Source organism: Paraburkholderia sediminicola (assembly GCF_046027825.1).
In the GTDB taxonomy this organism is placed as follows: Bacteria; Pseudomonadota; Gammaproteobacteria; order Burkholderiales; family Burkholderiaceae; genus Paraburkholderia; species Paraburkholderia sediminicola_D.
The window spans coordinates 66202-89915 of record NZ_JAQQDU010000021.1 but is presented as its reverse complement, the minus strand read 5'-3'; the positions used below and the strand labels follow the sequence as shown (position 1 = coordinate 89915).

Annotated in this window: 21 protein-coding genes; 14 read left to right on the top strand and 7 right to left on the bottom strand. The window is 62.6% G+C overall.

The genetic code is table 11. The annotated features are described in order from the left end of the window. The first annotated feature begins 16 nt into the window (after window positions 1-16). The 6 genes from PQQ96_RS14345 to PQQ96_RS14320 all read left to right on the top strand — a co-directional run bounded on the left by PQQ96_RS14345 (window position 17) and on the right by PQQ96_RS14320 (window position 7950). Window positions 17-1186 (top strand): iron-containing alcohol dehydrogenase, encoded by a 1170-nt coding sequence (locus PQQ96_RS14345; RefSeq protein WP_408292636.1) that lies wholly within the window; start codon window positions 17-19, stop codon window positions 1184-1186. After that, complete coding sequence (gene pdxA, locus PQQ96_RS14340; protein ID WP_408292634.1) at window positions 1183-3522, top strand: 4-hydroxythreonine-4-phosphate dehydrogenase PdxA; 2340 nt, start codon at window positions 1183-1185, stop codon at window positions 3520-3522. The genes PQQ96_RS14345 and pdxA overlap by 4 nt, the downstream gene beginning before the upstream one ends. A 131-nt stretch (window positions 3523-3653) precedes the next feature. Beyond that, on the top strand, window positions 3654-5078 hold the full coding sequence (locus PQQ96_RS14335) for a sodium:solute symporter family protein (RefSeq protein WP_408292632.1): 1425 nt from the start codon (window positions 3654-3656) through the stop codon (window positions 5076-5078). Between the two features lie 25 nt (window positions 5079-5103). After that, a complete protein-coding gene (locus tag PQQ96_RS14330; protein WP_408292631.1) occupies window positions 5104-6303 on the top strand; it encodes a sialidase family protein in 1200 nt (399 codons plus the stop codon). Window positions 6304-6441: 138 nt separating this feature from the next. Beyond that, the gene (locus PQQ96_RS14325; RefSeq protein ID WP_408292629.1) at window positions 6442-7209 is read left to right on the top strand and encodes a DeoR/GlpR family DNA-binding transcription regulator; all 768 of its coding nucleotides are present in this window, start codon (window positions 6442-6444) and stop codon (window positions 7207-7209) included. 63 nt (window positions 7210-7272) lie between these two features. Beyond that, a complete protein-coding gene (locus tag PQQ96_RS14320) occupies window positions 7273-7950 on the top strand; it encodes an SDR family NAD(P)-dependent oxidoreductase (protein ID WP_408292627.1) in 678 nt (225 codons plus the stop codon). A gap of 72 nt (window positions 7951-8022) precedes the next feature. Here PQQ96_RS14320 and PQQ96_RS14315 read toward each other — a convergent pair whose 3' ends face one another. The 3 genes from PQQ96_RS14315 to PQQ96_RS14305 form a co-directional block, all read right to left on the bottom strand. Beyond that, a complete protein-coding gene (locus tag PQQ96_RS14315; RefSeq protein ID WP_408292625.1) occupies window positions 8023-9333 on the bottom strand; it encodes an MFS transporter in 1311 nt (436 codons plus the stop codon). Window positions 9334-9455: 122 nt separating this feature from the next. Further along, entirely contained in the window at window positions 9456-10358 is a 903-nt protein-coding gene (locus tag PQQ96_RS14310; protein WP_408292623.1) for an HpcH/HpaI aldolase/citrate lyase family protein, read from the bottom strand. Then, a complete protein-coding gene (locus PQQ96_RS14305) occupies window positions 10355-11587 on the bottom strand; it encodes a Zn-dependent hydrolase (RefSeq protein ID WP_408292622.1) in 1233 nt (410 codons plus the stop codon). The genes PQQ96_RS14310 and PQQ96_RS14305 overlap by 4 nt, the downstream gene beginning before the upstream one ends. Before the next feature lie 141 nt (window positions 11588-11728). Here PQQ96_RS14305 and PQQ96_RS14300 point away from each other — a divergent pair, with 141 nt between their 5' ends. Then, on the top strand, window positions 11729-12682 hold the full coding sequence (locus PQQ96_RS14300) for a LysR family transcriptional regulator (protein ID WP_408292620.1): 954 nt from the start codon (window positions 11729-11731) through the stop codon (window positions 12680-12682). Window positions 12683-12716: 34 nt separating this feature from the next. Here PQQ96_RS14300 and PQQ96_RS14295 read toward each other — a convergent pair whose 3' ends face one another. The 4 genes from PQQ96_RS14295 to PQQ96_RS14280 all read right to left on the bottom strand — a co-directional run bounded on the left by PQQ96_RS14295 (window position 12717) and on the right by PQQ96_RS14280 (window position 16601). After that, window positions 12717-13643, bottom strand: coding sequence for a 2-hydroxyacid dehydrogenase (locus PQQ96_RS14295; protein WP_408292618.1), 927 nt, complete (start codon window positions 13641-13643; stop codon window positions 12717-12719). A 22-nt stretch (window positions 13644-13665) separates the two neighbouring features. Then, a complete protein-coding gene (locus PQQ96_RS14290) occupies window positions 13666-14442 on the bottom strand; it encodes a class II aldolase/adducin family protein (protein ID WP_408292680.1) in 777 nt (258 codons plus the stop codon). Between the two features lie 107 nt (window positions 14443-14549). Beyond that, window positions 14550-15233: an RraA family protein gene (locus tag PQQ96_RS14285; protein WP_408292616.1), complete on the bottom strand. Its 684-nt coding sequence runs from the start codon at window positions 15231-15233 to the stop codon at window positions 14550-14552. 9 nt (window positions 15234-15242) lie between these two features. After that, complete coding sequence (locus tag PQQ96_RS14280; RefSeq protein ID WP_408292614.1) at window positions 15243-16601, bottom strand: MFS transporter; 1359 nt, start codon at window positions 16599-16601, stop codon at window positions 15243-15245. Between the two features lie 387 nt (window positions 16602-16988). Between PQQ96_RS14280 and PQQ96_RS14275 the strand changes: the two genes are divergently transcribed. From PQQ96_RS14275 to PQQ96_RS14245, 7 genes are all read left to right on the top strand, one after another. Next, window positions 16989-17330 (top strand): PadR family transcriptional regulator, encoded by a 342-nt coding sequence (locus tag PQQ96_RS14275; protein ID WP_408292612.1) that lies wholly within the window; start codon window positions 16989-16991, stop codon window positions 17328-17330. Next, window positions 17327-18493, top strand: coding sequence for a DUF1700 domain-containing protein (locus PQQ96_RS14270; protein ID WP_408292610.1), 1167 nt, complete (start codon window positions 17327-17329; stop codon window positions 18491-18493). Before PQQ96_RS14275 ends, PQQ96_RS14270 begins: the two co-directional genes overlap by 4 nt. Window positions 18494-18571: 78 nt before the next feature. Beyond that, window positions 18572-19375 carry a BPSS1780 family membrane protein gene (locus tag PQQ96_RS14265; protein WP_408292608.1) on the top strand — a complete coding sequence of 268 codons (804 nt, stop codon included), beginning with the start codon at window positions 18572-18574 and terminating at the stop codon, window positions 19373-19375. A gap of 125 nt (window positions 19376-19500) precedes the next feature. Beyond that, window positions 19501-20496: an ABC transporter substrate-binding protein gene (locus tag PQQ96_RS14260; RefSeq protein ID WP_408292606.1), complete on the top strand. Its 996-nt coding sequence runs from the start codon at window positions 19501-19503 to the stop codon at window positions 20494-20496. 198 nt (window positions 20497-20694) lie between these two features. Beyond that, entirely contained in the window at window positions 20695-21414 is a 720-nt protein-coding gene (locus PQQ96_RS14255) for a FadR/GntR family transcriptional regulator (protein ID WP_408292604.1), read from the top strand. Window positions 21415-21572: 158 nt separating this feature from the next. Beyond that, a complete protein-coding gene (locus tag PQQ96_RS14250; protein WP_408292602.1) occupies window positions 21573-22340 on the top strand; it encodes an SDR family oxidoreductase in 768 nt (255 codons plus the stop codon). 80 nt (window positions 22341-22420) lie between these two features. Continuing rightward, a complete protein-coding gene (locus PQQ96_RS14245; RefSeq protein WP_408292600.1) occupies window positions 22421-23713 on the top strand; it encodes an MFS transporter in 1293 nt (430 codons plus the stop codon). Window position 23714 lies beyond the last annotated feature (1 nt).

Here is a 23714-nt window from a genome sequence, read left to right as displayed (position 1 = left end):
CCAACGACAACCTGCCATGACCACGACCTATCACTTCCAGACCGTCAAGCACATCGTACACGGCGCACACAGCCTTGACCTGCTGGCGGAAAAACTAGCGTTACTCGACACGCCGGTCAAACGCATCGCCTTGATCACCCAGCCCGCGATGGAGGCGCTCGGTGTGATCGATCGCGTGATGGCCGCGCTCGCCGACAAGGACATCGAAGTGCTGATCGTGCGCGATGTCGAGCCCGAACCCACCATCGGCAACGTGGAAAGCGTATTCAGCGAGCAGATCGCACCGTTCGCGCCGCACGCGATCCTGTCGATCGGCGGCGGCAGCGTGCTCGATGCAGCCAAACTGTTTGCCGTGCGCTTGACCAATGAGCAGCCGCTGCGCGAATGGCTCGGCATCGATCTGATCAAAAAGCCGGGCGTGCCGTTGATCCTCGTGCCGACTACCGCGGGCACCGGCTCCGAAGTGACGCCCAATGCGATCGTCACGTTGCAGGACGAGGAACTGAAGGTCGGTATCGTGAGCCGTCATCTGTTGCCGCAACTCGTGATACTCGACGCCGCGCTCACGCTGAAACTGCCTAAGGCGATCACCGCGGCGACCGGCATGGACGCGTTCGTGCACTCGCTCGAATCGTATATCTCGACCAAGGCCAATCCGGTCAGCGACATGTTCGCGATGGAATCGATGCGGCTGATCGGTGCGAACATTATCGAAGCCTACGAACACGGCGAGTCGATCAAGGCGCGCGAAGCCATGATGCTCGGTTCGATGTACGGCGGCCTCGCGTTGACGGCGGCCGGCACCGCCGCGGTGCACGCGCTTGCGTATCCGCTCGGCGGGATGTTCAACATCACGCACGGTGTGGCGAACGCCATGCTGCTGCCGCACGTGATGGCGTTCAACATGGATGCTTGCGCGGGCCGCCTCGCCGACGTCGCGCGTGCGCTGTCTCTCTGCACGCACGACGACGATCAACAGACCGCCGCGCGCAAGCTGATCGAGCGCATCAATGAATGGACGGCGGCCGTCGACATTCCCCAGAATCTGCGCGAATTCGGCGTCAGCGAAGACGATCTCGAGGCGCTCTCGGTGGCGGCGGCGAAAGTCAAACGGCTGCTTGGCAACAATCCGAAGCCGCTTTCGCTCGACGACATGAAGGCGATCTATCGCCGCCTGCTGCCATGACCCTCGCCCGCGAACGCCGCGTGCGGCTCCTGATCATCGGCGACGACTTGTCGGGTACGGCCGACTGCGCCGTGACAGGCGCGCGCCTCGGCTTGCGCAGCGTCGTGACACTCGATGCGCGCACGCCTTCAGCGGCCGTGCTGCGCGAAGCGGGCAATACGCCCGACGCGGTCGATGTGCTTGCCGTCGATGCCGATTCGCGCCGGCTTGACGCAACCTCCGCGGCCCGCAGTAACGCGGAGGTGTGGCGCGAGCTCGGTCATGCAGAGACGAAGCTCTACAAGAAAGTCGATTCAACGCTGCGCGGCAACTTCGCCGCTGAAGTGGGCGCACTGGTGCCACTCGCCGGCATGGCGATCGTGGCGCCGGCGTTTCCGGCCGGCGGCCGCACGACCCGCAATGCTCGCCAATGGCTGAACGGCGTGGCGGTGGAAGAAACCGAAGTGTGGCGTAACGAAGGGTTAGGCGGCGAGGCGAATCTTCCGGCGATGCTCGAGCACTACGGCGTGCGTACGGTCGCGCTGACCTTGGCCGACGTGCGTTCGGGCAACGCTGTATTAGCAGACCGGCTCGACACGTTGCGTCACGCCGGTATTCAGGCTGTGGTGTGCGACAGCGAAACGGAAGACGACCTGCAGCGGGTCGCCCGTGCGTCCGCACCGCTACGCGGCGTATTCTGGGTCGGCTCGGCGGGGCTTGCGCGCGATCTGATGTGCGCATTGAATCTGGCTGGCGCTACGCCGCTCACCGCACAGGCACCTCACACGTCGAGTTGGCCGGTACTGACCGTGGTCGGCAGCATGTCGAGCGTTTCGCATGCCCAGCTCGAGCGCCTGAAAGCAGAAGCGGGTAGCGCGCTTGTTTCGTTCGAAGTCGACACGAGGACGCTGCTGGCCGAACCGCTTATGGAAACGCCCGCGAATCTCACACACAAGGTTAGCGAAGCGCTGCAACAGGGGCGGCACGTTGTCGTCTCGCTGAGCCAGTCCGATCGTACGGGCGTCGCTGACGGCCTGCTGTTTTGTCAGCGTCTCGCGGCGCTGCTCGCGCCCGCGTTGCCGTTCGCCGGCAGTGTGATCGCCACCGGCGGGGAGACTGCGCGCGCGTTGTTGTCCGCTGCCGGTATCCGCCAGTTGCGGATCGTCGAGGAAATCGAAAGCGGTGTACCGCTGCTGCACGCTGATTACAACGGCCATCGCCTGTGCGTCGTCACCAAAGCGGGCGGTTTCGGTCACCCCGATACGCTTCATCTTGCCTGGCGGAAACTCGCCGGCGTTCAACGCCTTGCCCGGCCCCACGTGGCCACCATCAAAGGACTCACCACAATGACCTATCGTCCAGTTATCGGCATCACCATGGGCGATGCTGCCGGCGTCGGCCCGGAAATCGTCATGAAGGCGTTGGCCCATGCCTCCGTCTACGAACAGTGCCGCCCGCTCGTGATTGGCGACGCCGCGCGTCTGCGCGATGCCGGCAAGCGCGCGGGTGTCACGCTCGAGGTGCGCGCGATCAGCAGTCCTGCGGAGGCCGGCTTCGAATGCGGCGTGGTGGATTGCATCGATCTCGGCCTCATACCGGCGGATCTGCCGTACGGCAAGCTGTCGGCGGTCGCGGGCGATGCGGCGTATCAATACATTGCGCGCACCGTCAAACTGACTTCGGCGGGCGAACTGGATGCGATCTGCACGGCGCCGCTGAACAAGGAGGCGCTGCACGCGGGCGGCCACATTTTCCCCGGGCATACGGAGATGCTCGCGCATCTGACCGGCATTGACGAAGTGTCGATGATGCTCGTCGCACCAAAGCTGCGCGTGATTCACGTGACGACCCACATCGGCCTGCTGGACGCCATTCGCCGTATCGAACCGGGCCTGGTGCAACGGACCATCGAGCGCGCACATGAAACGCTGGTGCGCGCCGGTATCGACAACCCGCGCATCGGTGTGTGCGGGATCAATCCGCATGCGGGCGAGAACGGCCTGTTCGGCTACGGCGAGGAAGAGGAAAAGATCATTCCGGCGGTGCAGGTTCTGCAAGCACGGGGCTGGGACGTCGAAGGCCCGTTGCCCGCCGATACGCTGTTTTTCCGCGCTGGCCGCGGCGACTTCGATGTGGTGGTCGCGATGTATCACGATCAAGGCCACGGCCCGGTCAAGGTGATGGGCCTCGAGGCCGGTGTCAACGTGACCGTCGGTCTGCCGGTGATTCGTACGTCGGTCGATCACGGTACTGCGTTCGACATCGCCGGCAAGGGTATCGCCGACGAGCGCAGCATGCTCGAGGCGCTGAAACAGGCACTCGATCTCGCGACCCGGCACTCTGAACTGGAAGCCTGAGCGCGGTTCGCGACCCGGCAACACCCTACCGCTGCGGCGGAAACAGATTCTCGGCCGTCGAGAAGGCGGGCACACGCCCGGCGGCCGGATTTTTCGATGCGAAGACGTCGTCAAAATACATTGGAGACACCATGGCAACTTTTAGCTACTGGGACACAGCGATCATCATCGGGATGGTCGTGCTCTACGTTCTTCTGACCAGCTGGTTTAGCGTCAAGCTGCGCAGCCGCAATTCCGAACAGTTCATGGTGGCGTCGCGCTCCATGCCGGCGGTGGTCGTCGCGGTATTGCTGATGTCGGAATTCATCGGTGCAAAGTCGACGGTGGGCACCTCGCAGGAAGCGTTCAGTGCTGGCATCGCGGCATCGTGGTCGGTGATCGCCGCGTCGATCGGCTTTCTGTTTTTCGGCCTGTTCATGGCCAAGCGCCTCTATAGTTCCGGCGAATTCACGATCTCGGGCTTCATCGCAATGAAGTACGGCAAGCGCGCGAAGCTGGTCGTCTCGGCAATCATGATCTACGCGCTGTTTCTCGTGAACGTGGGCAACTATGTGAGCGGCGCGGCGGCGATTTCGACGGTGATGCGCATCAATCTGCCGACCGCCGCAGTGATCACTGCGATCGTCAGCACGGTGTATTTCGCGTGGGGCGGCTTGAAGAGCGTCGCTTATCTGACCATCGTGCATAGCGCGGTCAAACTGATCGGCATCGCGATTCTGGTGGTCGTGGCGTGGCAAATGACGGGCGGCATCAAACCGATGATGGCGCAAATGCCCGAGCACTATTTCACATGGAACGGCTCGCTCAGCAACGGTACGATCGGCGCGTGGATCATCGGCACTGCCGGCGCGATCTTTTCGACGCAGTTCATCATTCAGGCGATTTCCGCGACCCGTTCACCGGCGGCGGCGCGCAATGCATCGCTGCTTGCCGCGGCGTTGTGCGTGCCGATCTCGATCGCGCTGGGTTTTCTCGGCGTGGCAGCCAAGTTTCTGTTTCCCCACATCAAGAGCCTCTATGCGCTGCCGGTGTTTCTGCAGCATATGAATCCGCTGCTGGCTGGTGTGGTGACGACGTCGCTCGTTGCGTCGATTTTCGTCAGCGTGTGTACGGTGGCGCTGGCCATCGCGTCGCTGGTCGTGAAGGACTTCTATGTGCCGCGCTACAACCCGGCGCCGGACGTCGAGCTGCGCATGACACGCTGGATTTCGCTCGTGGTCGGACTCGTGCCGCTCCTGTTCGTGCTCTTCGTGCCGCAGATTCTGGCGCTGTCGTTCTTCACGCGGGCTTTGCGTCTGACGGTGTCCGTGGTGGCCTTGATCGGCATCTATCTGCCTTTCTTCAACAGCAGCCGCGGCGCGATGGCCGCGCTGATCATCGCGACGATTTCCACGACTGTGTGGTATCTGCTCGGCAATCCGTTCGGCATCGACAATATGTATGTGTCGCTGGTGACGCCGGCTATCGTTATCGTGCTGGAGAAACTGCTGTTTCCTTCGGGTTCGAAACCCGTCGGCGCCAGCAACGAGCGGCTCCAGCATCGTGGATCACATTGAAGTGACGTAATCAGGAGAACACTGGATGACTTCCATCCTCGCAGACGCCCCGACCTCGGCAACGTGGGACGCCCACGTGCGCGCGGCTTATGCCGATGCGCAGCGGCACGATGCGTATTTGCCGTCCCCGTGCGTACAGAACCACGCGGCCAATCTGCATGCGCTGCCCAATGGCGACCTGTTGTGTGTGTGGTTCGGCGGTACCCAGGAGGGGATTCCCGACGTGTCGATCTACATGTCGCGGCTGCGTTCCGGCAGTGACGTCTGGTCCGAACCCGAGAAACTGTCAAACGATCCGACGCGCTCCGAGCAGAACCCCGTGCTGTTCACCGCGCCCGATGGCCGTGTGTGGCTGACTTATACCGCGCAGTTGTCCGGCCATCAGAACACCGCGATCGTGCGGCGGCGTATCTCGTCCGACGGCGGCTTGACGTGGGGGCCGATCGAGACGTTGTTCGACCGTGCGGGCACCTTCGTGCGTCAGCCGATCGTGGTGCTGCCGGACGGTGCATGGTTGTGCCCCGTGTTTCTGTGCCGCACCGAACCCGGCGAGCGGTGGGTCGGCAACAACGACATCAGCGCCGTGCTGATCTCCGAAGACGAGGGACGCTCGTGGCGCGAGCATGAGGTGCCCGATAGCGTCGGTAGCGTGCATATGAACGTGCAGGTACTCGCCGACGGCTCGTTGCTCGCACTGTTCCGCAGCCGGTGGGCGGACTTCGTCTATGCGAGCCGCTCGAAAGATGGCCGCACGTGGAGCGCGCCGCAAGCGACCACGTTGCCGAACAACAACTCGTCGATTCAGTTCGTGTCGTTGAAGAATGGCCATCTCGCGCTGGTGTTCAACGAGAGCGACGCCTCGCATGCCACCGGGCGGCGCGCCTCGCTGTACGACGATATCGAAGACTCTGAAGACAGCGGCGCGTTACGCGATCAGAGCGCGTCGGCGCGCGGCTCCGCGTTCTGGGGCGCCCCGCGCAGCCCGATGTCACTGGCTATTTCCGAAGACGGCGGTCGCACATGGGCGCGCCGGCGCAATCTGGAAATCGGTGATGGCTACTGCATGACGAACAACTCGGCCGAGCAGCGCAACCGCGAGTATTCGTACCCGTCGATCGTGCAATCGGCCGACGGTGCATTGCACATTGCTTTCACGTACTTCCGCCAACGAATCAAGTACGTGCGCGTCGACGAAACATGGGTGCGCGGCTACAGCCGTCAGTGAGGCAACTGGGGCGGAAGCGCCAGTTTTGAGCGGACCGGAAAGGGACACGGCGTACGAATGGAAATTCGCTACACTAGGCACACTTTTTCGCGCGCTGATGGCGCGCTGTCGCTTAACCGGTTCCTCCGATCCAAGATCATGAAAGTTGCGAAACGCCGCGAGGCGATGCTTCACGCTGTGTTGGGCGGGATGACAGATGTCGGTACGCTGTGCGAGCACTTCGGCATGTCCGAGGCGACTGTGCGGCGCGATTTGCGGGCGCTCGCCGACGACCGCCAGATCCTGCGCACCTATGGCGGTGCGGCGGCGGTCAGTGCTCACGAACCGGAAGCTTCGCTCGACGAGCGTAGCGAAAGCTTTCGTGAGCAGAAGGAGGCAATCGCGCGCGCCGCGCTTGCGCATGTCCAGGAGGACGACACGCTGTTTCTCGACGGCGGCACGACCACAGCGGCGCTTGCGCGGCAATTGATCGGGTATCGTTCGATTCATGTCGTGACGAACAACCTGCTGGTGGTCGGCGCGCTCGCCTCCAGCAAGGTGCGGGTGACGCTAATCGGCGGCGATATCCGCTCGTCGAGCATGAGTACGCTCGGGCCGCTGGCGCAGCTTGCGTTGAGCCGCTTGAGTTTCGACAAGGCATTTCTCGGCGCCGACGGTGTGACGGCTACGCGCGGTCTCTGTGAGGCGACCGCCGAGCAGGCGTATCTGAAGGAATGTGTGATCCGCCAGGCGGCAAGCGTGTTCGTGCTGGTTACCGCCGACAAGCTTGGTCGTGCCAGCCAGCAGCATTGGACGCCGCTCGAACGCGATTGGACGTTGATTACCGATAACGCGGCGCAGCCGCAGGAACTGGCCTTGTTCGACGAGCGAGGCGAGGTGACGGTGGAGACCGCGGCGATTCGATAAAGCTTCGCGACGCCTCTCCGTGACCGATTTTCGAGGGGAAACGGAGTGACAGTGGAATGTGTCGTGCAAAGGCATGCGGTGGTGACGGGTGCGTCGTCGGGCATCGGTGAGGCGATCGTTCAACGCCCGCTTGCGGATGGGTGGCGCGTGACGGGCCTGTGCCGGAGACCGGCGAGGCACGACATGGAGCGCCTGACGATCGTCCCCGTCGACGTGACAGACTTCGCCGCGCTGGAGCCCGTCGTCGACGCCATCGGCGCATGCGATGCGTTCGTGCATGCGGCCGGTTTCATGCGCACGGCGCCACTCGGCAAACTGGCCACCGCCGACGGCGCGGCCATGTGGCGGACTCATGTCGACGCGGCCGCTTTTCTCGCCAATGCGTTGCTGCCGAAGATGGCCGCGGGCGGACGCATCGTGCTGATCGGCAGCCGGACCGCGAATGGCGCCGCCACCCGCAGTCAATACGCGGCGACCAAAGCGGCGCTGGTTGGCATGGCCCGATCCTGGGCCGCCGAACTTGCGCCGCAGGCCATCACAGTCAATGTGGTGGCGCCTGGCGCAACCGATACGCCACTCCTCAGCGATCCCGCGCGTGCCGGTACGCCTCCGAAATTGCCTCCGATCGGCCGCTTCGTCAAACCGTCGGAAGTGGCAGCGCTGACTGCCTTCCTGCTCGGTGCCGATGCGGGCGCGATTACCGGGCAACAGATTGTGATGTGCGGGGGCGCGTCGCTCTAAGCCCGCTGTCTTCAATCTGCGGCGCGTTGCCGGTCCGATTCGCGCCACCCGATCAACCCATGTCGGCCAGCCCTAATTGGCCAGCATCGCGGCGGATCCCTCCACGCGGATCCCTTTGCGATAACGCCCGAGTCCCACGATGCCAATCAGCGACACGGCCGACAGCAAGGTGAAGAAAATCGCCAGTGGCAGCCACTCGCCCTTGTAGTTCTGCGCGAGCATCGTACCGATCAACGGCGTCGTCCCACCTGCGATCGTCGCGCACAGTTGGTAAGCAATCGAAATGCCGGAGTACCGGACCTGCGTCGGAAATGCCGGCGTCATGAAACCGGCGATGACGGCATAGATGGCAGACAGCACCACCACCGCGAGCGAGATACCCGCCACGATCGCGATCGGGTTTTGCGTCTTGACGAGCAGAAACATCGGGTAGGGCGTGAGCATGGAGAGCAGGGCGGCGCAGGTCAGAAAGCGGGTTTCTCCAACACGTTGAGCCAGCAACGCCGAAATCGGCTGGGACGCCAACTGGATGAGGGTGACGACAAACAGGCAATCGAGAATGAACGATTTCGACATGCCGAGATAACCGGTGACATACGAAATCATGAACGTGTTGGTGAAGAAGAACCCGGCGGAGCCGATCGTCGTGGCCATCGCCGCCATGACGATCGGATACCACGCGGTGCGCAGCACTTCCTTGACGGGCGATTTCAGCACCTCGCGATTCTTGCGAAGCTGCTCGAACTCGGGCGACTCTTTTACCCCGAGACGGATCGCCATGCCGATCAATAGCAGCACGAAGCTGGCCAGGAACGGCAGGCGCCAGCCCCAGGCAACGAAGCTTTCGTGATCGAGCGAGGTGACGAGCCTGAACGACACAAGCGAAAGAATCAACCCCGCCGGGCTGCCCATCTGCGGGAAGGACGCGAAGAACGTTTTGCGGCCGGTTGGCGCGTGCTCGCTCGCCATCAGTACCGCGCCGCCCCATTCGCCGCCCACGGCAATACCCTGGAGAATCCGTAACAGCACCAGGGAGACCGGCGCCCAGATGCCGATGCTGCTATAGCCGGGCAGCAGGCCGATGCCGGTCGTGGCGATCCCCATCAGGAACATGGTCAGCAGCAGCATCTTCTTGCGGCCAAGCTTGTCGCCGAGATGCCCGAATACCGCGCCACTCAATGGGCGTGCGATGAAGCCGACGAAGAACGTGCCGAACGAGGCCATCGTACTGAGGAAATGATTGCTGCTCGGGAAGAACACGTCACCGAGAACGAGCGCGGCGGCCGTCGCATAGGTGTAGTAGTCGTAAAACTCGACGGCCGTGCCGATAAAGGCCGCGGTGGCGGCGCGCACGGGCTGATGAGTCTGTTCAGAATGGGACATGGGGAATCCTCTTGATGGACGCGCAGCGTTGGCTTGACTGCCGTCTTTATCCGTCGCCGAAATACGCCCGCAAAATTCGGATTTTTAATCTTCATTATCAGGATGGCTAATGCTCGCCCTGCCTAAGTGCTGCCGTTGTCGTCAAAGGCACGGAGGAGGGCGTTACGCGCGATCAGTCGTTGCGCGTTATTGCGCTCGGGGTAGTCGATCCATGCCGATCCGGCTGCGGGCGGATTCGCCTGCTGTGCGGCGTGCGCGTCGATGAGCGCATGCGCTGCCTGCACGTCTTCCATGGATGGCGTCAGCGCACGGTGAATCGCCGGCACGTGTTCGGGAAACACGACGCTTTTCGATGCGAATCCGAGTTGGGTAGAGATGTCCAGGTCCTGTTCAAGCACCTGCGCTGACCGATACGTACAGGGCAGATCAATCGGCACGCAGCCGGCGGCCACGCACTCGATCAGAAAGCGGCTGCGTGCGTACAGCAGCTCGTTACCGCCCGGCGTGCGGCGCGCGCTGAGATTCGCCGCCAGGTCTTCGACCGCGAGCATGCAGCACTTTATTCGTGCTCCCACCTGAAGCAGCGCGCCTAAATTGACCAGACCCTTCGCGGATTCGATAACTGGAACCATCTCCGTCGAGCCCGCCGGAATGCCCAGCTTGCGCTCGATGACGGCCAGCGCATTGTCGAGCGCGGCCAGTTGGGCCGCGCTTTCCGCGTGCGGCAGAAAAATTGCCCGTGGGTTGCCGGGCATGACGCCCTCGAGATCGGCATGGCCGTCGTGCTCCAGTTTGTTGATCCGTACCGAGCCGACCGTGCCGGCGGGAGGCGCCTCGCGCAATAGCGTGACAATACGCTCGCGTGCCTGCGGCCGGTCTTGCGGCGAGGTCATCTCTTCAAGGTCGGCGACGACGGCGTCGGTGCCGCTGCGCAGCGCGGCTGCGTGCGCCTCGGAACGGTTGCCCGGTACGAAGAGCCATGTGCGCCGGACGCCTGGCGGACGCGGTGTTTGATATGCGCTCATACGGTCTGCCCCGCGCGTGCCAGCATCGCGTGAAGCAGCACGTCCGCGCCACGCGTGACGTCTTCCGGCAAAGCGTCTTCGGCTTCGTTATGGCTCAGACCGTCGACGCAGGGAATAAAGATCATCGCGGTCGGACAATGTTTGGCGAGATGGATCGCATCGTGTCCGGCGCCGCTGACGATGCGTTGATGCGGATAGTCCAGCGCCTCTGCCGCGTTGTTGACGGCTGCAATGCAGTGCGGGTCGAACGGCGTCGCAGGACTGACCCAATGCTGCCCCACCTCGACCGTGAGGCGGCGGCGCTTCGCAATCGTATCGACGCTCTCGCGCAGCGCCGCTTCCATCTTGTCGATCAGCGCATCGTCGGGGTGACGCAGGTCCACCGTGAACGACAGGTCTGCGGCGATGGTGTTGCGCGATGCATTGCGTATGTGCAGCTCGCCGATGGTGGCGAGGCCTTGCGGGAAGAAATCCGCCGCGATGCTCTCCAGTTCCGCGGCCATTTCCGCGCTTGCGAACAGCGCATCGCGGCGGTATTGCATCGGCGTCGTGCCCGCATGCGCTGCCTGTCCGCGCACATGCACGTCGAGCCAGCGAATCGCTTGCCCACCCGTCACGACACCAATCGGCACGCCACTTTCCTCGAGCACCGGACCCTGTTCGATGTGTGCCTCGAAGTAGGCGTCGAAGACGATGCCGGGCACAGCGCGCGTGCCGGCGTAGCCAGTTGTTTGCAATGCCTGTTCGACTGAGGTGCCTCCGGCATCGCGTGTGTTTAGCGCCTGTGCGAGCGGCATGACGCCCGTGAACGCCGCTGAGCCGAGCATGGCCGGTGTGAAGCGCGCGCCTTCCTCATTGGTCCATACGACGATCTCGATGGGCTTGTCCGTTTGAATGCCGGCATCGTTCAGGGTGCGGACGACTTCGAGTGCGGCGAGTACGCCGTAGACCCCGTCAAAGCGGCCGCCCTCGGGCTGGGTGTCAAGGTGGCTCCCGCTTGCGACGGGCGCGGCATCGGCGCGTTTGCCGGCGCGCCGGGCGAAGAGATTGCCCACCTGATCGACGGACAACGTGAGCCCGGCCTCGAGGCACCATTGCGAAAAAAGCGCTCGACCTGCCGCGTCCTGTTCGGTCAGTGCGAGGCGCCGCACACCGCCACCGGCCGTGGCGCCGACCGCAGCCATGTTCATCAGGCTCGTCCAGAGCCGCTCACCATTGATTTTTAGCATCACACACTCCTGAAGTCGCGGCGCGATAGCCGCGTCGAGTTCGTCGTGATGCCTTTATCGGTAATCAAAAATGATAAGTCTAATTTTTAATTCTAATCCTAAGTATAATTTTGGCGGATGATGAAAACAGTGAGGCTCATCGTGAGCAAAGACCGCCCGGACACCTATCTGAACGACCGCCTCGACTGGAATCTGCTGCGTACTTTTCTCGCCATTGCGAAAGAAGGCAGCGTGAGTCGCGCGGCGACGAAGCTGCATCTGACGCAGCCCGCCGTGAGCCAGGCGCTGCGCCGCCTGGAGGAGCAGTTGGGACTGCGCCTCGTGGATCGCCACGGTCCGCGCATCGAGGTCACGCAGGCCGGTATCGAAGTGAAGCAGATTGCTGAAGACGTGTACGGCACAATCTCGCGTCTGTCGCTTGCCGAGGTGGATCGCGATCACGATATCTCCGGCATGGTGCGCGTGAGTACCGTCAGCGGCATCGATTTTCCGGCCTACGACACGTTTCTTGCGGAGTTTCATCGCACGTATCCGCGCATTGAACTCGAAAGCCAGGAAATGCGCAGCGCCGATGTGGTGAACAGTCTCCAGCAAAAGTCCGCAACGCTCGGACTGACGCCGCGGCGCGCATTACCTAAACGGGTCGACAGCCGCGTGTTTCTGCGGCAACGGTATGCACTTTTCTGTGGACGCCACCATCCGCTCTTTGGGCGCGACGATCTGCGGGTCGCCGACCTGGCCGGCGAGAAGTTCGTCTCCTTCACCGGCGACAAAGTGGGCGATCACCTGTCGCCGCTTACCTTCTTTCGTGACGAGATGGGGTTCACGGGGCGCGTGGTTGGCTCATCGTCGAGCATGACTGAGGTGCGGCGCTTCATCTTTGCGGGCTTCGGCATCGGTTGCCTGCCGGAACACGTCGTGCGCGATGACATCGCTCAAGGCCGCCTTCAGCGGTTGCCGCCGGATGAAGGTGTGGCCGACCTCGATATCTACATGCTGTGGTCACTGGACCGCAAGCTGAGCGCTGCCGAAGCCGCGTTTATCGACGCCCTGAATGCGTTCATCGACGGCCAGGCGGAAAGTGCTGACCTTTAGCGCCGCGCTCAACAGCTTCGTTCAGTGGCCGCGCTCAATAGCCCCGCGTGACGTCGACCACGTTCTGCAGCGGTTCGCCGCGGATCAGCCTGCGTGCGTTGTGCGCCACTTGCGCGCCGATTGTCGCCGAGCTTGCGACGGACGCCATGTGAGGCGTGACGATCAGATTCGGTGTCCGCCACAAATGATCTTCAGGCGGTAACGGTTCGGTCGGGAACACGTCGACGATCGCGCCGCCGATCTGCCCGCTCGTGAGCGCCGCGATCAGGTCCGCGGGCACCAGATGTTCACCGCGGCCGACGTGGATCAGTTTCGCGCCCGGCCGCAGGTGTTCGAAGGTGTTCGCATTGAGAATCCAGCGAGTTTCGTGGGTGAGCGGCAAGAGACACACGAGGATGTCCGTCCCCTGGAGGAATGGCGTGAATTCCTGTGGACCGGCGAAAGTCGTCACGCCCGGCAGTTCACGTGACTTGCGCGCCCATCCACGCACCGCGAAGCCGAAGCGCTGCAAATCCGTCGCGACGCGGCTGCCGATTTCTCCCAGTCCCATGATGCCGATGGCGCATTCGGAAGCATCACGCTGATCGTGGCGGAACCAGCGGTCGAGACGCTGATTGGCGAGCACGCGGTCGAGTTGACGATGGAAGTGCAGCACCCCCCAGGTCACGAATTCGCTCATTCCGCGCGCGTGTTGCGGATCGACGACCCGGCACAGCGGCACGGCGGGCAAGGCAGGGTCGGACAGAATGTTGTCGACGCCCGCGGCGATGCTATGCACGAGCCGCAGTTTCGGCAACGTCGCCAACGCGCCGGCCGGCGGGTTCCAGCACACGGCAATTTCAGCATCGTCGGCGGACTGCTCGCCGTGCATCACGACATTGAGGTCAGGGGCGGCGCGCAGAATCGGCTGCACCAGGTGTGACATGTCGTAGTCACGGCTCATCAGAACTAATTTGGTCATTGCATCGAATCGGAAAACGGGCCTAGTTGCGATAGTCGGATTGCGGGTCGTCGATCAAGCGTAACGCCGCGTGCCACGCTAACTCCGCAATTTCCGCGGAGTCTTCGCGAGCGAACTGACTCGCGGTCAATTCGCACACTTCGCGTGGCGGGATGCGCAGCGCGCTGCCGCCGGCCAGCGCCTGGATTTGCGCCTGGCAGGCCCGTTCAAGGAAATAGATCTCGTGGAACGCTTCGGCTGCCGTGGCGCCTGCCGCAAGCAGCCCGTGGTTGCGCAGGATCATCGCCTTGCAGGAACCGAGGTCGCGCACCAGACGCTCGCGCTCGCCGAGTTCGAGCGCGATGCCTTCGTAATCGTGATAGGCGAGCTTGCCGTAGAACTTCAACGCATGCTGACTGATCGGCAGCAGCCCCTGCTCCTGAGCCGATACAGCTGTTCCGGCGGCAGTATGCGTATGGATCACGAAATGCAGATCGTCGCGTGCCGCGTGGATAGCCGAATGAATCGTGAACCCGGCGGCGTTCACACGAAACAGCGCCGGCTCGCTGTGCGCCCGCTCGTCGATGACATTGCCGAGATGATCGATTTTCACGAGGTCCGACGCGCGCATCTCGTGAAACAGCACGCCATAGCGGTTGATCAGAAATGCCGGCGGCTCGCCCGGCGAGCCGGGCAGGCGCGCCGTGATGTGCGTGTCGATCATGTCGGTCATGCGAAAGTGAGCGGCTAGCCGGTAGAGCGCCGCCAGTTCCTCTCGTACCTGCTGTTCGGCACCCAGCGGCGCCGGTTTGTCGCTCATGCGATCGAGTGTTGGCGTGGATTGCATTTCAGAAGACTCCCAGGTTCTCACTTGCTGTAGTGCGCGTAGTGTTCGTTAGCGTGTCAGTGTGCGTCAATTTCTTTGTTCTAATGCTGATCATTAGCGGCGCGAATATTCGGCGGCATGGAGCATTGCAGGACCTCCTGGAGCGACTCTTTAGCGTTCAGCCGGGCCAGTATGGCGGGCTCCGCGCGGTCGGACGACAGCGCCAGATCGATCACGGCGGCGAGGGCCGGCGCTTCGGCGAACAGCACGCCGTTGTCGTCGGCCAGCACGATGTCGCCTGGACGTACCACGACCCCGCCGCACACCACGGGCTCGTTGAACAGACTCGACGCCGTGTCGCGCTTTTTGGTCGTCAGTAAGGACGTCCCACGCGCGAACACCGGCAGCCCCGCGCTGCGTAGTTCGATAAGATCGGTCACCACACCGTCGACTATGATGCCCCTCGCGCCGGCGTTAAGGGCGGCGCATGCCGTGACCGCTCCGACGGGCGCATGCGAGTGGTCGCCGCTCATGTCGATCACCAGCACGTCGCCGGGGCTGAGTTGCGACAGGGCGCGGTTCACCGGGATGGCGTCGGGCGACAGCAGCTTGAGCGTTACCGCGCGCCCGATCACCTTAACGTTGGGGACCACCGCGCGAAGGCGATGATCCGCGAAGCCGTTTTCCAGAAAATGCCCAAGCGTCGGGAAGCTGACGGCCTCGAGGCTGCGCAGTAAGGATGGATCGGGTGTGGCTGGCATAAGAGAGATCTTTTCCGTTTCCATATCAGACCTTTACGAAAGGCTCGCCGTGGCGGCATTGGCGCGCGCCGCGGACGAGATATCGCGGCGAAGCGTCTCGGCGAGCAGCACGAGTGCGAGTACCGAAACAGCGGCAGAGCCCATCATGTACCACGCCACCGACGAGCCGCGGCCCGTAGCGGACAAAAGCGCAGTGGTGACTATCGGCGTAGCGGCACTGCCGAGCAACCCGGACAACATATAGCTCACCGACAGGCCGGAGTAACGAACCTCCGTGCCGAACAACTCCGCGAGGAAGGTCGCGATGGGTCCATAGTTCGCGGCGAAGGCGGTCATCATCAGCAGATAGCCGAGCAGCGCAAACGAAAACTCGCGCGTATCCAGCAGCCAGAAAAGCGGGAAAGCGAGCAGGGCTTCCGCGACGATGCCGCCGATGATCACCGGTTTGCGGCCCACGATATCGGATAGTTTGCCGAAGGCCGGCAGCAACACGATGCAGAGCGCGCAGGCAATCAATGCAATGGAGAGCATCGCGTTACGCGAAAAGCCCAGCGTCTGCGTCCCATAGGTTAGCCCGAAAGCAACGATCAGGTTGAAGGAGGTGCCCGTCGACATGGTCGCGATGCCACCGAGCAGAACCTGCTTCCAATATCGCGTGAGTACCTCGGCGATCGGCAATTTGACCTGGGCGTCGGCTTCCTTGATCTTGCGAAACGACGGCGTTTCCGATGTGTTCAGACGGATGTACAAGCCGACCCCAACGAGCAAGGCGCTCGCAAGGAACGGAATACGCCAGCCCCAGGCGAGTAGTGCTTCGTTTGAAAGCATGGCATTGCAGAGCAGAAACGCCAGATTGGCGATCAAGGTCCCGGCGGGCACGCCGATCTGCACCCACGAACCATACAGTCCACGCTTGCCGGCGGGGGCGTGTTCCACCGCCATCAGCACGGCGCCGCCCCATTCGCCGCCGAGTGCGAGCCCCTGAATGACACGCAAGGTGAGCAGCAGAATGGGCGCCCAGATTCCGATCGACGCGTAGTTCGGCAGCAGGCCAATCGAGAACGTCGCGATGCCCATGATGATGAGCGAGACCAGCAGCATCGCCTTGCGTCCGAGGCGGTCGCCGAAATGGCCGAACAGGGCGGCGCCGACAATGCGTGCGAGGTAGGCGGAGGCGAACGTGCCGAATGCCAGCAAGGTGCCGACCAACGGGACAAAGCCGGGAAAGAACACCTTGTTGAACACGAGTGCCGAGGCGGTGGCGAAAACGAACAGGTCATACCATTCGACGGTCGTGCCGATCACACTCGCCACCGCGATCTTTTTCATGTTGCCTGAGGTGCCGTCTGGTGACGCAGGTGGTGGTGTATCCGCGGGACGATAGGACGTCATGGGTTTCTCCTTGAGGCATGGCGGTTTCAGTGGATGAACGCAGCCATTGCGCGCATGGCCTGATGCCTTTATCGGAAGCCAAAAACAATAAGTAAAAGTCTGTTTTCTAATCCTTTGTATTAATGTCGCGAATGGTCGGACGGCTGGTCGGGTGAGTGGTTTCGTCCGGTTGATGGCCCGCCGGGCCTGGCCGAAGGGCGTGCTGGCCGGTTCGGGGCGAATGGCTTTGCCCGGCGGTCTGGCGGGCGCACACTCTCGTGCATAAAACAGTACCTTGCATTAAACAATACCGGGTGCTAGAGTTGCTTCGTGATCTTGCGGATCAGTGTGTGCCGCACCAGTGCATAGCAAGGTACCGTGCTATGCACACTAACGTAATGGAATTGAATGAAAACGCAGCTCAAGAAGGGAACCCTCGACATGTGCGTGCTCGCTGTCCTCGCCGGCGGCGACAGCTATGCGTACGAGCTCGTCTCGACGCTCTCCGAAACCATGGAGATCAGCGAGGGCACGATTTACCCGTTGATGCGCCGCTTGCAGGCCGAGGCGTGGGTGTCGACGTATTTCGTGGAATCGAGTTCGGGGCCGCCGCGCAAGTATTACTCGCTGACGGCGGCAGGCCGCAGCAGTCTGGCGGAAATGCAAAGCGAATGGCGCAGTTTTGTCGATGAAGTCAACGGTGTGCTGGCCTTGTCCGGCACGCCCTCGGGAACAGGGGAAAAGCGATGACGCAGGACGCATTCATCCAGCAATTGCGCCACGAACTGCGGAGTTTGCCGAAAAAGGTGGTCGACGAAATCGTCGCAGACTATCACGAGTACTTCGGTGACGCGCTCGCAGCAGGCCGCAGTGAGGCGGAGGTGGTCGCGGCGCTGGGCGACCCGGTCAAGCTCGCACGCGAACTCAAGGCACAGGCGAACTTCCGCCAGTGGGAGACGCGGCGCTCGTTCGGCAACCTGATGCGGGTGGTCGCATCGGTCGCGGGGCTCGGCTTGTTGCAATTGCTGTTGCTGATCCCGTTCATGTTCTATCTGCTGATGCTGACGATCGGCTACGCGGTTTCGGGTGCGCTGACGGTGGCCGGGTTCGTGACCGTGGTTGCGCTCGGGAGTCACCATGTGCTCGGGTGGCCGCCGTTCCATTCGGTGCCGTTCACCTTCGAGAGCAGTGACGTGAGAACGGATCAGCAGGCAAGCGGCAACGGAAACAGCAGCGCGTCGAAAGACAATAGCAATGTCGCTCCCGCTCCCGCACAGGGCAACCTGAGCCTGGCAATAGCCAATATGAAGGTGTTCCGGGTGGACGGCGACCGTTTCGTGCTGCGACCGGATGCGGCCAGACGGATTTCCATCGTGACACTTGCCGGTCCGATCGATATCAAGAATGAGGACGGCAAACTCAGGATCAGTTCGGTTGGCGGCGCGCGTGATCTGTTCCAGGTCGACTCTGACGGCGCATGGTCTATCGCATCCGCCGACATCATCGCGCTCGATCTTAAGGATGACGAATGGAACAAGGTATCGGTCGCCCGCATTGGAGCCGGTTCGAAGTCGATGGCGTGGGACATCAGGAACCACGGCGAACACGTGTCCTTCGTGCAAGGCATGGACGGTAGCGGTAAAAGTCTGGCGGTCCAAAGCGGGTCGGATTCGGTCGTGATCGATCGCGATCACATGTCGATCAGACGCGGCGCGCATAACGTCGTGATGGTCGGGTCGCATGGCTCGGGCATCGGCGCGATGATTTCCGGATTCGCGCTGCTGGTCGCCGGTATTGCTGGCTTGTGGCTGTGTTTGTGGTTGACGCGCATCACATGGCGCGGGTTGGTTCGCTACGTTCAGCGGCAACTCGATCTGATTACTGCCCGGCTCGACGAAGGGCAATCCGCCTGAAGCACGGCGCAGGTTGACTGACGTCTCTATCCTCATTCGGTGCTCTTTCGGCGCTCATTCGGCGAAAAGGAAGCGGTCATGAACATGCACTATTCAGGCAGTACGGCGGTCCCGGCGCACCTGCAACATGCTTCCGGGCTGCGTTATCCAGACAGCAGCGTGGTCAGCGTACAGCACGTTGCCGGTTGGCTCGCGGATGGGTTCCGTATCGCCCGCGCGAATCCGGTGCTGTGGTTCGTGGCGATTCTCGGCTGCGCCGATTTCGTGACGGTGTTCGAACTGGCACCGCCGTTGCGCATGCTGGCCGTGCTCGTCGGGCCGGTCCTCGCCGCGGGTCTGGTGCTGATGCAGGAACGTGCGAGCAATGCGCGCCCGTGGTCGATCCGCGAGACGGTCGAAGCCGTCAACGTGCATCGCAATGCGTTGATCACGATCGGGCAGTGCGGCGCTGCCGTTGCCGTTGCCTATGCGGGGCACCTGATCGCGTTTGTGGCGTTTCATGTGTCCATGAAGGCATCTGTTACACCGAACGGCGTGCATGATCTGACGATCGCCTACGGCGCGCACAACGGCACGGGCAATGCGCTGGAGCCGGTGCTCAATATGCTGGCCTATGCGGTCGCGGCTTCACTCGTCTGGTTCGCGCCGGCGCTGGTTGTTCTGAACAACGTTTCGCCTCTGAACGCGATGGCGGCAAGTGTGCGTGCCGTCGTGCGCAACTGGCGGGTTGCGTCCATGTACGGAATCGTCATAGCGGCCGATACGCTGCTGGCTGACTCGACGTCGATGCTCGTGCGCGGATTGGTGGTGACGCCGCTGGTCAGCGCGCTGGTCGTTCTGTCGATATACGGCGCTTATCGAGGCATATTCGGGAAGCCGTAAGTGACGGGCTCGCGCGTGGGTGAAAAAGATAGCTGCCTCGTTGAGATAAAGATATCGGAATTGAATCATTCTCACGATGCGTCCTGATCGCTACGCTTGCAGGCATATTGCAAGCGAGGGCACATATGGCCGCTTCTGTTTCCACGTCTTTTTCCACGCGGCGGCGCACGCTGAAGCTGCTCAGCGCAGTGCCGGCGCTCGCCGCAACCGGTGCATTTCATATACGCAACGTGCGGGCCGCCGATCTGGCGACGACAACGCTCGTGCTCGGCGATCAGGCCGGCGGCACGCGGGCGCTCGCCGAAGCGGCGAAGGTGCTCGACGGCACGCCCTATGCATTTCGCTGGGCCAACTTCCAGGGTGCGGCGCCACTCTTCGAGGCGCAACGCGCAGGCGCCGTCGATCTTGCTCCAGCGGGCGACTTGCCTGTGCTCGCCGCGGCTGTCGGCGATCCGACCTTGAAGATCGTCGCGACGCGTGTGGGTTCCGGCGCGCAACTCGGCATTCTGGTTGCGCGCGATTCGCAGATTCGTACGGTGGCGGATCTGAAGGGGCGCACCGTGTTTGTGTCGTCGGCGCGCGGCAGTATTTCGCAATTCCAGTTGTACGGTGCGCTCGCCGAAGCCGGACTCTCAAAGGACGACGTCAAGGTCCGTTTTATCCTGCCCGTCGATGCGTTTGCCGCGTTCGCGTCGGGGGCGATCGACGTGTGGGCGACGTTCGACCCGTACTATGGCATCGCTATCCAACGCGGCGCGCGTATTTTGCGCGACGGGTCCGGCATCAACAGCGGTCTCGGCTTCATCACTGCATCGGGTGCCGCGCTTGCGGATGCGCGCAAACGCGCGGCCATGGCAGACGTGCTGCTCCGGTTGCAACGCGCTGGGGATTGGGCGCTTGCGAATCCCGATGCCTACGCGCAGATCTACTCGACATTGACGCGCTCGCCGCTCGACGCCGCGCGGCAAATTACCCAGCGCGCCTCATTGAAACAGCACTTCGTAACCGAAGCGGATATCGCCACGCTCCAGAAAGTCGCCGATAGCGCGGATCGCGACGCGATCCTGCCGCGCCGTATCGACGTCCGCTCGATCGCCGAAACGCACCTCGCGAAGGGCTGAGGCGAACGGCAGGCGCGTCTCGCGCCGTGCCAAGCCCGGCCAAGCCAAGCCAAGCCAAGCCCGGCCGGCGCACGGTTGCCCACCGCCTCCCATGCGCGGTAAGCCTCTCCGACCAACACCTCCGGGTCAACCCGAATTGCCAGCAGCCCTCTTCACGCCTATCTTTCTACATCATACGTATGACATAGAGAGTAAATCGTGGCGACTTTGCACAGGCAGGTCCTGAATCAGATGGGCGAACAGATTTGTTCAGGCAAATTCATGCCCGGCGACATTCTTCCCGCCGAGCCGGTGCTTGCCGAGCAGATGCAGGTGAGCCGCATCACCATCCGCGAGACGATGAAGTCGCTCTCCGCGAAGGGCATGCTGCAGGTGCGCCGCCGCTATGGCACGGTTGTGCTGCCGCGCGCGCAATGGCAGTTGTTCGACCCCGACGTAATCATGTGGCGCGCGCGTGCGGGCGCCGTCGAGCCCGGTCTCATCGAAGACCTGATGGAGCTGCGCATGATCATCGAGCCGAACGCGGCTCGGCTTGCCGCCAAGCGCGCCACCGATGAAGACCGCATCGCGGTCCGGCGGGCGTTCAAGGCAATGGAGCGCGCGGTCGCCGGCCACGGCGAGTACGTTCCCGCCGACCTCGCGTTTCACGGCGCCATCCTCACGGCCTGCCATAACCAGTTTGTCCAGCAGATGCAGAACGCGCTGTCGGCGATCCTGCGCACCAGTTTCGAACTCAGCTCTGAAATCGCCGGAGGGCCGGCCCGTTCGCTGCCGATGCACGAGGCACTGTGCGTCGCGATCGAGCAGGGCGATCCCGCAGCGGCGGAAGAGGCGGTGCTCACGCTTATCAGGCGCGCCGAGCAGGACTTCGAAGACCGCGCCGCACTGAACCAGACCGCTAACGACCAACCTGCTTAATGATTTGCTTATTGACCCGCTAAGGCGTACTTGGCAGCGCGTCTGACCGCCTGCCAGAAGGCTTCCCAGCGGAACCGGAACCCACTTCATCGCGACCGTTATCACGATCGCGAGGGGCGCACTCGCGCCTCGTTACTGAACATCGAGAGGACACACGCATGACACAGCTATTCGATCTGAGCGGCCGCACGGCGCTCGTTACCGGCTCGGCGCGCGGCATCGGTTTCGCGCTTGCCGAGGGACTGGCCGCCGCCGGCGCAAACGTCATCCTGAACGGCACGCGCGCCGACACGGTTGCCGAAGCGGCCGCCCGTCTGAGCGACAAGGGCTTCAATGCGCAAGGCCGCGCCTTCGACGTGACCGACGAAAGCGCCGTAGCCGAAGCTTTCGCGCAGTGGGACAAGGACGGCGTGCAGGTCGATATCGTGATTAACAACGCCGGCATCCAGTTTCGCAAGCCACTTGTCGAACTCGAACTGAGCGACTGGCAGCGCGTGATCGACACCAATCTGACGAGCGCCTTCATCGTCGCGAAGCAGGCCGCACGCCGCATGATCGCGCGCGGCACGGGCGGGAAGATTATCAACATCGGCTCGCTCACGAGCGAAGCCGGACGCGCGACAGTCGGCGCCTATACGGCGGCGAAGGGCGGCATCAAGATGCTGACCCGCGCCATGAGCGCCGAGTGGGCGGTCGCGAACATTCAGGCGAACGCGATTGGGCCGGGCTACATCCTGACCGACATGAACAAGCCGTTGATCGAGAACGCGGCTTTCGACGCATGGGTCAAGAGCAGCAATCCTTCGCAACGCTGGGGCAAGCCGGAAGAACTCGTCGGCACGGCGGTGTATCTGGCTTCGCCGGCGTCGAGCTATGTGAACGGCCAGATCATCTACGTCGACGGCGGCTGGCTGGCCGTACTTTAAATGCAGGTCCGCGCGAGTAGAGCAAAACAAACCGCCACTCGCGCCAGATAGTTTGTATGCCGTACAGATCCGGAGACATCATGGAAAGCGTCAAACCCGTAGCAACGCAAAGATGGTGGTATCTGATGCCCATCATCTTCATCACGTATAGCCTCGCCTATCTCGATCGCGCGAACTACGGCTTTGCCGCTGCCGCCGGAATCGACCGGGACCTCGGCATCTCGCACGGCACCTCGTCGCTGATCGGCTCGCTGTTTTTTCTCGGCTACTGCCTGTTTCAGGTGCCCGGCGCGATCTACGCACAACGCAATAGCGTGAAGAAGCTGATCTTTTTCAGCCTGATTCTGTGGGGACTGTGCGCGGCGGCGACCGGCATGGTCAGCAATATTCCGATGCTGATGGTGCTGCGCTTCGTGCTCGGCGTGGTAGAGGCCGCCGTGATGCCGTCGATGCTGATGTATATCAGCCGCTGGTTCACGCGCAGCGAACGCTCGCGCGCCAACACGTTCCTGATTCTTGGCAATCCGGTCACGGTGCTGTGGATGTCGGTGGTGTCCGGTTATCTGGTGCATAGCTTCGGCTGGCGCGAGATGTTCATTCTCGAAGGCATGCCCGCGCTCGCATGGGCGGTCGTGTGGTGGTTCACCGTGAAAGACCGTCCGGCGGACGCCCCCTGGATGAGCGACGCCGAAAAGACCGAACTCGAAGCACGCCTGACGGCCGAGCAGGCCCACATTGCGCCGGTGCGCAATTACAAGGCGGCGTTCCGTTCGTCGATCGTGGTCAAGTTCTGCTCGATTCACGCACTGTGGAGTATCGGCGTTTACGGTTTCATCATGTGGCTGCCGTCGATTCTCAAGGGTGCTTCGACGATCGATATCGTCTCGGTAGGCTGGCTCGCGGCCGTTCCGTATCTCGCTGCGATCATCCTGATGGTGCTCGCGTCGTGGCTCTCGGACAAGACACGCAACCGCAAGCTGTTCGTGTGGCCGCTACTGCTTGTCGGGACCATTGCGTTCGTCGCTTCTTATCTGATCGGCGGCTCGCATTTCTGGATCTCGTTCGCGCTGCTGGTCGTTGCAGGGGCAACGATGTACGCGCCGTACGGCCCGTTCTTCGCGCTGGTGCCGGAACTGATTCCGAGCAACGTGCTGGGCGGGGCGATCGGCCTCATCAACGCGTGCGGCGCGTTGGGTGCGTTCGCGGGATCGTGGGTGGTGGGCTATCTGAACGGCGCGACCGGCAGTCCGGCGGCTTCTTATATCTTCATGGCGGCCGGCCTGCTGGCCTCGGTGATCCTGATGATGACCGTGCCCGCGAATGCTGATGAGCATGCGAGGCGTAACGCTTCCTTGTCATTGCATCGCTCGTAAC

Excerpts from the sequence above, each read along its gene's own strand:
- PQQ96_RS14310 (WP_408292623.1), bottom strand. The coding sequence starts at position 10,358 with ATGAGCGCATATCAAACACCGCGTCCGCCAGGCGTCCGGCGCACATGG.
- PQQ96_RS14345 (WP_408292636.1), top strand. The coding sequence starts at position 17 with ATGACCACGACCTATCACTTCCAGACCGTCAAGCACATCGTACACGGC.
- pdxA (WP_408292634.1), top strand. The coding sequence starts at position 1,183 with ATGACCCTCGCCCGCGAACGCCGCGTGCGGCTCCTGATCATCGGCGAC.
- PQQ96_RS14250 (WP_408292602.1), top strand. The coding sequence starts at position 21,573 with ATGACACAGCTATTCGATCTGAGCGGCCGCACGGCGCTCGTTACCGGC.
- PQQ96_RS14245 (WP_408292600.1), top strand. The coding sequence starts at position 22,421 with ATGGAAAGCGTCAAACCCGTAGCAACGCAAAGATGGTGGTATCTGATG.
- PQQ96_RS14260 (WP_408292606.1), top strand. The coding sequence starts at position 19,501 with ATGGCCGCTTCTGTTTCCACGTCTTTTTCCACGCGGCGGCGCACGCTG.
- PQQ96_RS14290 (WP_408292680.1), bottom strand. The coding sequence starts at position 14,442 with ATGAGCGACAAACCGGCGCCGCTGGGTGCCGAACAGCAGGTACGAGAG.
- PQQ96_RS14275 (WP_408292612.1), top strand. The coding sequence starts at position 16,989 with ATGAAAACGCAGCTCAAGAAGGGAACCCTCGACATGTGCGTGCTCGCT.
- PQQ96_RS14305 (WP_408292622.1), bottom strand. The coding sequence starts at position 11,587 with ATGCTAAAAATCAATGGTGAGCGGCTCTGGACGAGCCTGATGAACATG.
- PQQ96_RS14295 (WP_408292618.1), bottom strand. The coding sequence starts at position 13,643 with ATGACCAAATTAGTTCTGATGAGCCGTGACTACGACATGTCACACCTG.
- PQQ96_RS14285 (WP_408292616.1), bottom strand. The coding sequence starts at position 15,233 with ATGGAAACGGAAAAGATCTCTCTTATGCCAGCCACACCCGATCCATCC.
- PQQ96_RS14330 (WP_408292631.1), top strand. The coding sequence starts at position 5,104 with ATGACTTCCATCCTCGCAGACGCCCCGACCTCGGCAACGTGGGACGCC.
- PQQ96_RS14315 (WP_408292625.1), bottom strand. The coding sequence starts at position 9,333 with ATGTCCCATTCTGAACAGACTCATCAGCCCGTGCGCGCCGCCACCGCG.
- PQQ96_RS14265 (WP_408292608.1), top strand. The coding sequence starts at position 18,572 with ATGAACATGCACTATTCAGGCAGTACGGCGGTCCCGGCGCACCTGCAA.
- PQQ96_RS14270 (WP_408292610.1), top strand. The coding sequence starts at position 17,327 with ATGACGCAGGACGCATTCATCCAGCAATTGCGCCACGAACTGCGGAGT.
- PQQ96_RS14335 (WP_408292632.1), top strand. The coding sequence starts at position 3,654 with ATGGCAACTTTTAGCTACTGGGACACAGCGATCATCATCGGGATGGTC.
- PQQ96_RS14280 (WP_408292614.1), bottom strand. The coding sequence starts at position 16,601 with ATGACGTCCTATCGTCCCGCGGATACACCACCACCTGCGTCACCAGAC.
- PQQ96_RS14325 (WP_408292629.1), top strand. The coding sequence starts at position 6,442 with ATGAAAGTTGCGAAACGCCGCGAGGCGATGCTTCACGCTGTGTTGGGC.